We start from the raw sequence: 10672 nt of genomic DNA on the forward strand, positions 1-10672 counted from the left end.
TCAGTCCCCGCCGCCGCCTCCGTCGCCGCCGCCGCTGTCGCCGCCGGAGTCGGAGTCGCCCCAGCCGCCGTCGTTGTCGTCATCGTCGTGGTCGTGGTCGCCGTGGTGGCCGTGCGAGCCGCGGCGGCGGCGCTTGCGCGGGGCGAGCAGCAGCACCAGGCCGAAGATCACCACCAGCGGGGCGGCGAAGCCGGCGATGCGCTCCAGCCCGGCCGGGGGCAGGAAGGCGTAGCCGTCCATGCCCTCGATGACCGCGGCGTCGACGGTGGCGGAGGGCTTCATGAGGTCGGCCACGCCGGCGCCGACCAGGCGGCCGTCGGCGCGCTGGGCGCCCTCCAGCCAGGTGACCTCGCAGTTGCCGTGGATGCCGGCGTACGGCGCGGCCAGCAGGGGTGCGCTGCAGCTCCAGCTGTCACCGGACGGCCCCGCGGCCACCCGCTCCCCGCTCAGGTCGGCGACCAGGGGGAACGTCGTATTGACAGCGAGCAGGAACCCGTATGCGATGAGAAGGAGACCGAGGAGTCGACGCATGGCGGCAATCTAATCGGCACCCGCCACTGCGTTCCCGTCATGGTCGGCAAGCCGACCCAAAAGTTACTGGTCAGTATGCGTGTCGCGTGTCGCATCGGATGGCCGTACGCGTGACGAATACCCCACCGGAGGGGCAGGATGGGGCGAACAGACAAACTCTGTTCGTCTAGACCGATCATCACTACAACTACGAGGGAACGCCTGTGGCCACCGAACGCAAGCGCCCGGTGATCAGCGACGGCCTGCCGAGCCAGCTCCCGGACATCGATCCCGAGGAGACGGCCGAGTGGGTGGAGTCGCTCGACGGAGTTATCGACGAGCGAGGGGCGAAGCGCGCCCGCTACGTGATGTTGCGCCTGCTGGAGCGGGCCCGCGAGCGCCAGGTCGGCGTGCCCCCGCTGACCACCACGGACTACATCAACACCATCCCGAGCGAGCGCGAGCCGTGGTTCCCCGGTGACGAGCACATCGAGCGCCGGCTGCGTGCCTACATCCGGTGGAACGCCGCGATGACGGTGCACCGGGCGCAGCGCCCGGGCGTCGGCGTGGGCGGCCACATCTCGACCTACGCGTCGTCGGCGTCGCTCTACGAGGTCGGCTTCAACCACTTCTTCCGGGGCAAGAACCACCCCGGTGGCGGCGACCACATCTTCTACCAGGGCCACGCGTCGCCCGGTATGTACGCGCGCGCGTACCTCGAGGGCCGGCTGACCGAGCACCAGCTCGACGGGTTCCGCCAGGAGCTGACGCACCCGGGCGGCGGCCTGCCGTCGTACCCGCACCCGCGCCTGATGCCGGACTTCTGGGAGTTCCCGACGGTGTCCATGGGCCTGGGCGGCCTCAACGCGATCTACCAGGCGCGGTTCAACCGCTACCTGCACCACCGCGGCATCAAGGACACCTCGCAGCAGCACGTGTGGTCGTTCCTCGGCGACGGCGAGATGGACGAGCCGGAGACCCTCGGCGCGATCGGCCTGGCCGCGCGCGAGGAGCTGGACAACCTCACCTTCGTGATCAACTGCAACCTGCAGCGCCTCGACGGCCCGGTCCGCGGCAACGGCAAGGTCATCCAGGAGCTGGAGGCCTTCTTCCGCGGCGCCGGCTGGAACGTCATCAAGGTCGTCTGGGGTCGCGAGTGGGACCCGCTGCTGGCCGGGGACACCGACGGCGCGCTGGTCAACCTGATGAACACCACGCCCGACGGTGACTACCAGACCTACAAGGCGGAGTCCGGCGCGTACGTGCGCGAGCACTTCTTCGGCCGCGACGCGCGCACCCGCAAGATGGTCGAGCACATGTCCGACGACGAGATCTGGGGTCTCAAGCGCGGCGGCCACGACTACCGCAAGCTCTACGCGGCGTACAAGGCGGCGACCGAGCACACCGGCCAGCCGACGGTGATCCTCGCCAAGACCATCAAGGGCTGGACGCTGGGCTCGCACTTCGAGGGCCGCAACGCCACGCACCAGATGAAGAAGCTGACGCTGGACGACCTCAAGGGCTTCCGCGACCGCCTCTTCCTGGACATCCCGGACTCGGCCCTGGAGGCCAACCCGTACGAGCCGCCGTACTTCCACCCGGGTGCCAAGAGCGACGAGATCGCGTACCTGATGGAGCGGCGCACGGCGCTGGGCGGCTCGCTGCCGCAGCGCAACACCAAGAAGATCCCGCTGCAGCTGCCCGAGACCAAGGTCTACGCGGACCTGAAGAAGGGCTCCGGCAAGCAGAAGATCGCCACCACGATGGCCTTCGTCCGGCTCTTCAAGGACCTGATGAAGGACAAGGGCATCGGCCACCGCTGGGTGCCGATCATCCCGGACGAGGCGCGCACCTTCGGCATGGACTCGCTGTTCCCGACGGCGAAGATCTACTCACCGCACGGCCAGCAGTACACCTCGGTGGACCGGGAGCTGTTCCTGTCCTACAAGGAGTCCACCGCCGGGCAGATCCTGCACGAGGGCATCAACGAGGCCGGCTCGATCGCCTCGTTCACCGCGGTGGGCAGCGCGTACGCCACCCACGGCGAGCCGATGATCCCGGTGTACATCTTCTACTCGATGTTCGGGTGGCAGCGCACGGCCGACGGCCTGTGGGCGGCGGCGGACCAGATGACGCGTGGCTTCCTGCTGGGCGCCACCGCGGGCCGCACCACGCTCAACGGCGAGGGCCTGCAGCACGAGGACGGTCACTCGCTGCTCATCGCGGCGACGAACCCGGCCGCGGTCAGCTACGACCCCGCGTTCGGCTTCGAGATCTCCTACATCATGGAGGACGGCCTGCGCCGCATGTACGGCGAGTCGCCGGAGGACGTCTTCTACTACCTGACGGTCTACAACGAGCCGTACGTACACCCGGCCGAGCCCGCGAACCTGGACGTGGCGGGCCTGCTCAAGGGCCTGTACCGCTACTCCGAGTCGACCGTGGAGGGCCCGAAGGCGCAGATCATGGCCTCCGGCGTCGGCATGCAGTGGGCGCTGCGCGCCCAGCAGCTGCTGGCCGAGGACTGGGGCGTGTCGGCCGACGTCTGGTCGGCGACCAGCTGGGGCGAGCTGCGCCGCGACGCGGTGGACACCGAGCGGCACAACCTGCTGCACCCGGACCAGCCCGCCAAGGTGCCGTACGTGACCCGTGCCCTGGAGAACGCGGCCGGCCCGAAGGTCGCCGTGTCCGACTGGATGCGGGCCGTGCCGGACCTGATCTCCCGCTGGGTGCCGGGCAGCTACACCTCGCTGGGCACCGACGGCTTCGGCATGTCGGACACCCGCTCGGCCCTGCGCCGCCACTTCAACGTGGACGCGGAGTCGATCGTGGTGGCCGTCCTGTCGCAGCTCGCCCGCGACGGTGAGGTCCCGGCCACGGCCCCGGCCGAGGCCGCCCGCAAGTACGCCATCGAGGACGTCATGGCCGCCCCCGCCGGCGAGACCGGCGGCGAGTCCTGACGAAAGGAAGGGCACCTTCTTATCGGTATATGTAAAGGAAGGGCACCTTCTTAACGCGTAAGGCCCCGTGACCTGGTAGGTCGCGGGGCCTTCGCGCGGGGGGCACCGGCGGCCACCCCGGCCCGCTCCGGCCGAACAGCCCGTTGACGGCACCGGCACGGGCTGCGACGATCCCGCGGTGTCGATCACGCAGACGCCCGTGCCGGCCCTGTGCCCGCAGTGCCACAGCAGGCTGGCCGACGAGGGTGGCGAGCTGCCGTGGTGCGAGCGGTGCGAGTGGAATCTCGCCTTCCGCGCCCCGGACCCCGCGCTGGGGCGGTTCACCGACCGGCAGGAACGGTGGGCGCACCGGATCGGCTACCGACTCGACGCCGACCTTTTCACGAAGCTGTCCGGCCATCCGCTGACCCGGCCGGGGACCACCGCCGTCTCGGCGGCGCTGACAGCGGTCTCCGTACTGGTCATCGGCATCCTGCTCGGCCTGGCGGTGGGCGGCCTGTGGCTCGTCGTCGCCGGACCGTTCCTGCTCAAGCTCATCGGCGTGATCATGATCGGCTGCGCCCTGCTGTGCCGCCCCCGGCTGGGCCGGGTGGCCCCGCTGCGCGAGAAGTACGACGAGCTGTCGCGCACCGGCCAGCCCGAGCTGTTCGCCCTGATCGACCGGGTCGCAGCGGCGGCCGGCGCGCCGGTGCCCGACCTGGTGCTGCTCAGCCCCGAGTGGGGTGCCTCCGCAGCCGTGCTGGGGCTGCGGCGCCGCCGGGTGCTGACGCTGGGCCTGCCGCTGTGGAGCTCGCTGCGTCCGCAGGAGCGGGTCGTGCTGCTCGCCCACGAGCTGGGCCACTTCGTCAACAACGACAACCGGCGCTCGCTGCGTACCCAGCCGGCGCTGGCCTTCTTCGGCGACGTCGCCGAGCTGCTGTCGCCCTTGCGGCGGCTCGTCGAGGAGGACGACGAGGAACCCGTCGCCGCGTTCGCCCGGCTGGGCCAGTCCGCGCTCGGCCAGCTGCTGTGGCCGGCGGCGCGCGCGGCGTGGCTGGTGCATGTGCTCCTGCACGTGCTCGGGGCACGCGACGCGCAGCGCGCCGAGTACCACGCCGACGACACGGCGGCCCGGATCGGCGGCACCACCGCCACGGGTTCGCTGATGGACGTGGTGGCATGCGGGCACCTGCACCGCACCGTGGTCGGCAGCCGGGCCCGCGGTGGCGCGCGGGCGGCGGGCTGGCGGGAGGCGGTCGAGCAGACCAGGGCGGCGCTCGAACCCCGGCTGGGGCGGCTGCGCCAGCTCACCAGGCGCCGCGACGCCTCGCCCTTCAGCTCCCATCCGCCGGCCGGGCTGCGGCACCGGATGGCGGTCACGCAGCCTTATCGCAGCGCGCAGGTCGTGCTCACCGAGGCCGCGGCCGAGCGGCTGGACGCGGAGCTGGCAGGTTTCGAGGAAGGCTACCGCCGGGTCATCGCCGCGAGCTGGTGAGCCGTGGCGGCCACAGCCGCGCGGCGGTCCGGCCCGGGCGTGCCCGGGTCAGCGCGCGGCCCAGGTCAGGCCGCGCTCGGTGAGCCGGCGGATCTCGACTACGTCCAGGTCGGGCAGGTGGTGGCCGACGGTGGACACGAAGATCCGGCCCGCGCCCCACTGCCGGGTCCACACCGCGGGGTGGGTGACGGGCTCGTGCCAGGGCTCGCCGTCCTCGACCGGGAAGGTGATCGTCGCCAGTACGTCGTTGAGCGGGTCGGCGAGCAGCCAGTACCGTTCGGTGTCCAGTTCCACGGTGCCGATCCCGGCCACGATCGGATGGTCAACCCGCTCCGGCAGCACGGTCAGCGTGTGCGGGACGAAGTCGCCCGGGTGGCAGACGAACCAGCCGCCGGTGAGCCACTGGTAGCGGCGGTCGGTGAAGGCGGCGACGATGCCGCCGTGCCAGCCGGCCAGGCCGGTGCCGGCGCGCACCGCGGCGTCGAGGTTCTCCGCGCGTGACGGCGTGAGCGCGTCGCCGCCCGCCGTCCAGCAGTTGACCACGAGGTCGGTCCGGGCGAGCAGCGCCGCGTCGTCGTACACGGCCAGGTCCTCGGCGATCTCGACGGAGAAGCCCTGGTCCTTCAGGTACGGCAGGAAGCTGTCGGTGGTGCCGACCGGGTCGTGGAAGTCGGCCCCGCCCCGGACGATCAACGCGGTACGCATGGGCGAAAGGGTAAACGGTTTCTCCGCGGCCCGCGACGGCAGATCGCCATCCCCGGCTGGTCCACCTCGGTCGGCCCTGGGGAAGATCACTGTTTCTGGTCAAAACCCTGGGTGACACCGCACTTCCTGACCGGAACCAGCGATCTTCCCTGGCCAGGCGTTAAGAAGGTGCCCTTCCTTTCCTCGCGGCGGGTGGGGCGGTGCGGGGCGGTTAGTGTCGGGGGATGCCCCCGGAAGACCCCTCCGCCGCGCTGCCCCAGGTCGGGCTGCGCACGCTCTGGCCGTACCTGCGCGCCCACCGCGCCTCCCTGCTCGTGGTCGCGGCGCTGTCGCTGGTGACCACGGCCGGCACGCTGCTGCAGCCGGTGCTCACCCGCGACGTGCTCGACGGGCTCGGCGCGCAGGCCCCGGTCGGCGGCAGCGTCGCCCTGCTGGTGGTGACGCTGGTCGCCGTCGCGGCGCTGGACGGGTTCCGGCACTTCCTGCTGCAGCGCACCGCCGAGGGCCTGGTGCTCACCGCGCGGCGGCGGCTGGCCGGGCACCTGCTGCGCCTGCCCGTCGTCGAGTACGACCTGCGCCGCACCGGTGACCTGCTGTCGCGGGTCGGCGCGGACACCACGCTGCTACGGGCGGTGGTCACCTCGGGCCTGTTCGACACCGTCTCCGGCGCGATCATGGTGGTCGGCGCGGCGACGGCGATGGTGCTGCTCGACCCGGTGCTGTTCGGGGTGACGCTGGTCGGCCTGGTGGTCGGCCTGTCCGGCGGCATCTTCTTCGCCCGCAAGGTGCGCGGCATGTCGCGCGAGGCGCAGGCCCGCATCGGCGAGATGACCGCGGCGGTCGAGCGGTCGATCAGCGCCGCGCGCACCATCCGGGCCAGCCGCGCCGAGGCGCGCGAGACCGCGACGGTGTCGGACAGCGCCGAGCAGGCGTACCGGGCGGGCGTGCGCATCGCGCGGTTGCAGGCGATCGTGCAGCCCGCGATGGTGACCACGATCCAGGGCTCGTTCCTGCTGGTGCTGGGGGTGGGCGGGGCGCGGGTCGCGTCCGGCGTGATCACCGTGGGCGACCTGGTGGCGTTCGTGCTGTTCGTGTTCTTCCTGGTGATGCCGCTCGGGCAGGCGCTCAACGCGTACACCCAGCTGCAGGCGGGGCTCGGCGCGTTGCAGCGGATGGAGGAGGTGCTGGTCATCCCGCTGGAGGGGGCCGGCGAGCAGCCGGCCGGGGCGGACCGGCGCGACGGCGTGCCCGTGCAGCCGCTGCCGGGCAGCCGTGACGGCGCCTCCGAGCAGGGCTCGGCCGACGGCTCGGCGTCGGCGGTGGCGCCCGCGATCGAGTTCGACCAGGTGAGCTTCGCGTACACCGGCGCCGAGGGGGTGTCCGGGGCGCCGGTGTTGCACGAGGTGAGCTTCCAGGCGCCGGTGGGGACGCGTACCGCACTGGTCGGGCCGTCCGGGGCGGGCAAGTCGACGCTGCTGTCGCTGGTCGAGCGGTTCTACGAGGTCAGCTCGGGCAGCCTGCGGGTGGACGGGGTGGACGTGCGGGAGCTGACCCACGACGCGCTGCGCGCCAGGCTGGGGTACGTCGAGCAGGAGTCGCCGGTGCTGGCCGGCACGCTGCGGGACAACCTGCGGCTGGCCACGCCGGACGCGACCGACGAGCAGATGCGGGCGGTGCTGGCCGCGGTGAACCTGGAGGAGCTGGTCGACCGCACCCCGCTGGGGCTTTCCGCGCAGGTCGGCGAGGGCGGCGTGCTGCTGTCCGGCGGCGAGCGGCAGCGGCTGGCGATCGCGCGTACGCTGCTGGCCGCGCCGCCGATCCTGCTGCTGGACGAGCCGACGAGCAACCTCGACGCGCGCAACGAGGCCGCGCTGCGCGCGGCCATCGACACCGTCGCCCGGGGCCGCACCCTGCTGATCGTGGCGCACCGGCTGTCCACGGTGGTCGACGCGGACCAGATCGTGGTGCTGGACGGCGGCCGGGTGGTCGCCACCGGCCGCCACGAGGAGCTGCTGGAGACCAGCCCGCTCTACCGCGAGCTCGCGGCCCACCAGTTCCTGGTGGAACCCGCCTCTTGAGGTGGTCGGGTCTGCGGGCGGGGCTTGATCACGAGTTCGTGCCATGATCCGCAGTCCGGCTGCGGATCATGGCACGAATCAGCGATCAACGCGGTCCGGCAAGCCCACCACCGGCAAGCCGCGCCCGCCGGACGAGCTGCCCGGAGGTGACGGAGCAGCCCGCGACCGCGGGACGAGCCGCGCGGGTCAGCGGGCGGCCGGGGCGCCGGCGGGTTCGGGTTCGCGGGTGCGCTGGGTGAGGTCCATCCGGCCGGACAGCTCCCAGGGGGCGTTGAACGGGAAGTACGCCTCCATGAAGTCGCGCACCATCGCGGCCTGCTCGGCCAGGTCGCCGTCGTCGGAGTTGGTGTCGTTGAGGCAGAACACGTCGACGTTGCGCTGCCGGACCAGCCGGGCCAGCATCACCGGCGCGATGAGGCGGCCCAGGTCGATGTAGGTGTGGCTGATCGAGCCGGGCACCGAGCGCCCGGTGCTGTGCGCCCAGTAGTGCGCCAGCGACGACGGGATGGACAGGTCGCCGCGGTCGCGGAACTGGTGCGAGGCGGTCGCGTGCGACTCCTCGCGCAGCTCGGTCTCGATCTCCTCCAGCACGCTGCGCAGCAGCGGGTACGGCACGTGCCGCATCTTCTGGTAGAGCTGCGTGCCGAAGCGCGACTGCAGCAGCCGCCGGTTGTTCTTCGCCGCGACGTCCACCGGGGCGTCGGCTGGCGCGGGCGGGTTGACGTCGACCAGCGAGCTGGACGGGAAGAACTTGGCCACGCCGTTGGCGAAGAAGAACTGGGTGGGCAGCACCGGCCGGCCCAGGATCATGTCGTCGTTGAAGTACAGGAAGTGCTCGGCCAGGCCGTGCACCTTGTGCAGCCGCGACTCGATGGCGTGCGAGTTGAAGGTGGGCAGCCGGCCCACGTCGCCGAAGATCTCCTTGTGCGAGACCAGGGTGACGTACGGCGAGGTCGGGTCCAGCCAGGACGGCGTCTGGTCGTCGGTCACCAGGTAGATGTGGTTGACCCACGGCGCGAAGGCGTGCAGCGAGCGCAGCGAGTAGAGCAGCTCGTCGCGTGAGGTGAAGCGGGACGCGTTGGTGGCCAGCCCGGCGAACGAGTCGTCTTCGTCCTCGCCCAGCGCCTGGGCCTTGCGCAGCCGCCAGGCCGGGTCGTCGCCGTCGACCCAGGTGTAGACGACGTCGATGGGGAACTGCACGTCGGTGGGGCCGGGCTCGGCGTACACGGCGCGGCTGCGGTAGCGCGGCTCGGCGTCGCGCGGCATGAACGCCGACAGGCGCTCGGCGGCGACGTACTGCACGGGGTTGTCCACCCCGAGCACGGTGCCGACCTTGTGCGCGCGCGGGCCGACCTGGCGGGGCGCGTGCCAGCCCTTGTCCTTCACGGTCGACCAGAACTCGATCTCGCAGGCGTACGCGTCGGCGAGCAGCGGCGTGCCCGCGGCGGCGGTGCCGGCCCGGTAGACCTGCACCACCGCGCAGCGCTGCGGGCTGACCCGGCGACCGACCGTGTCGAGGGTGCGGGCGACCATTCCCGACCCGGCGAGGCGGCCGCGCAGCAGGCGCAGCACCTGGGCGCGGTGCTCGGCCGCGACGGCGACCGCGCTGCGCTTGGGGTCGGTGTGCGGCAGGCAGAAGTAGTCGACGCCGTCGGCCTCCAGCAGCCCGGTGACGGCCTGCAGGTTGTCGTGCCAGGCGCGGGCCGGTGAGGAGGCGGCAGGCGCCGCCGGGCCGCGGCTGCGGGCGGGCCCGCCCACGAGCAGTTTGGCGATGCGGACGCGCTGGCGGAGCGGGAGGCGGAAGGCGGCGGCGCGCAGTGCGGGCCTCGGGAGGAGGCGTTTGACAATCTGCTTCACAGCATCCCAACATAGGTGATAAGCCGCATAGGTCTGCGTATTTGGTCAATAAGGATATTCATGTTGACTGCCGTTTTCAGCCGTCAGGGGGTCAACGCTTGACCCGCCCACAACCGCACGCGACCGGCGCCGCCGATTCCGGCTCCCGGCTCGCCCGCAGCCTGCCCGTCGCACTTCCCGCACTGGTCACCCTGGTCACCGTCCTGGTCGGCCACGAGCGCCGCGCGCTCTGGCGGGACGAGTACGCCACCTGGTGGGCCACCTCGCTCGACAACCACCAGCTCCAGCTGCTGTTGTCCAAGGTAGACGCGGTCTTCGCGCCGTTCTACGTGTTCACCCGGGCGTGGGTCGCCCTCTTCGGGGACAGCCTCACCAGCCTGCGGCTGCCCTCGGCGCTGGCGATGGCCGCCGCGGCGGGCCTCGTCGGCGCGCTCGGGCGGCGGATGTTCTCCCCCGGCACCGGTCTGGTCGCCGGGCTGCTGTTCGCACTGCTGCCGTCGGTCTCGCGGTACGGCGAGGAGGCGCGGCCGTACGCGTTCGCGCTGGCGTTCACCGTCGCGGGCGCGCTGGCGCTGCTGCGCGCGCTGGAGCAGCCGTCGTCGTGGCGGCGCTGGGTGCCCTACGCCCTGGCCGTCACGGCGATCGGCTGGTCGCACCTGGTCGCGCTGACGATGCTGGCGGCGTACGCGGTCGCCGTGGTGAGCAGCGCCGGCCTGCGTTCGGTCGCGCTGCGCCACTGGCTGCTGGCGAGCGCGGCCGGCGGCCTGCCGGTGGTGCCGCTGCTGTGGCTCGGCAAGCGCCAGACGGGCCAGATCGGCTGGATCGGCGACCGCGGCGAGGAGTCCATCCGCGAGTTCCTCACCAGCATCTTCGGCTCGCTCTGGGTCGGCCTGGCGGTCGTCGCGCTGGCGGTGCTCTCGGTGCGCCTGGCCGAGCCGCGCCGCCGCTTCCTGCTGGCCTGGGCACTGCTGCCGCCCGCCGCCGTGCTGGCGATCACCCCGGTGATCAACATGATGCTGTCCCGGTACCTGCTGTTCACGCTGCCCGCCTGGGTGCTGCTGGCCGCCTGCACGCTGCGGCAGCTGTCG

General features: G+C 72.1%; 7 protein-coding genes. 4 read left to right on the top strand and 3 right to left on the bottom strand.

Translation table 11 applies throughout. The features are described from left to right. Nucleotides 1-531 (bottom strand): hypothetical protein, encoded by a 531-nt coding sequence (locus tag AB0J67_RS10475; RefSeq protein WP_363479214.1) that lies wholly within the window; start codon nt 529-531, stop codon nt 1-3. 203 nt (nt 532-734) lie between these two features. Between AB0J67_RS10475 and aceE the strand changes: the two genes are divergently transcribed. Continuing rightward, a complete protein-coding gene (gene aceE / locus AB0J67_RS10480) occupies nt 735-3470 on the top strand; it encodes a pyruvate dehydrogenase (acetyl-transferring), homodimeric type (protein WP_363479217.1) in 2736 nt (911 codons plus the stop codon). Nucleotides 3471-3648: 178 nt separating this feature from the next. Next, the gene (locus AB0J67_RS10485; protein ID WP_363479220.1) at nt 3649-4944 is read left to right on the top strand and encodes a M48 family metalloprotease; all 1296 of its coding nucleotides are present in this window, start codon (nt 3649-3651) and stop codon (nt 4942-4944) included. A gap of 48 nt (nt 4945-4992) precedes the next feature. Here AB0J67_RS10485 and AB0J67_RS10490 read toward each other — a convergent pair whose 3' ends face one another. Continuing rightward, on the bottom strand, nt 4993-5649 hold the full coding sequence (locus tag AB0J67_RS10490; protein ID WP_363479223.1) for a ThuA domain-containing protein: 657 nt from the start codon (nt 5647-5649) through the stop codon (nt 4993-4995). A gap of 224 nt (nt 5650-5873) precedes the next feature. On the opposite strand from AB0J67_RS10490, the gene AB0J67_RS10495 reads away from it, so the two are divergent. Next, nucleotides 5874-7727 carry an ABC transporter ATP-binding protein gene (locus tag AB0J67_RS10495; protein WP_363479226.1) on the top strand — a complete coding sequence of 618 codons (1854 nt, stop codon included), beginning with the start codon at nt 5874-5876 and terminating at the stop codon, nt 7725-7727. A 186-nt stretch (nt 7728-7913) separates the two neighbouring features. Here AB0J67_RS10495 and AB0J67_RS10500 read toward each other — a convergent pair whose 3' ends face one another. Then, on the bottom strand, nt 7914-9584 hold the full coding sequence (locus AB0J67_RS10500) for a stealth family protein (RefSeq protein WP_363479229.1): 1671 nt from the start codon (nt 9582-9584) through the stop codon (nt 7914-7916). Nucleotides 9585-9682: 98 nt separating this feature from the next. Between AB0J67_RS10500 and AB0J67_RS10505 the strand changes: the two genes are divergently transcribed. Beyond that, on the top strand, nt 9683-10672 hold a 990-nt coding region (locus tag AB0J67_RS10505), incomplete at its 3' end, for a glycosyltransferase family 39 protein (RefSeq protein ID WP_363479232.1).

Origin of the sequence: Catellatospora sp. NPDC049609 (assembly GCF_040675365.1) — a bacterium.
Lineage (GTDB): Bacteria > Actinomycetota > Actinomycetes > Mycobacteriales > Micromonosporaceae > Catellatospora.

Coding starts and splice junctions, on each gene's coding strand:
- AB0J67_RS10475 (WP_363479214.1), bottom strand. CDS start 531: ATGCGTCGACTCCTCGGTCTCCTTCTCATCGCATACGGGTTCCTGCTC.
- AB0J67_RS10490 (WP_363479223.1), bottom strand. CDS start 5,649: ATGCGTACCGCGTTGATCGTCCGGGGCGGGGCCGACTTCCACGACCCG.
- AB0J67_RS10495 (WP_363479226.1), top strand. CDS start 5,874: ATGCCCCCGGAAGACCCCTCCGCCGCGCTGCCCCAGGTCGGGCTGCGC.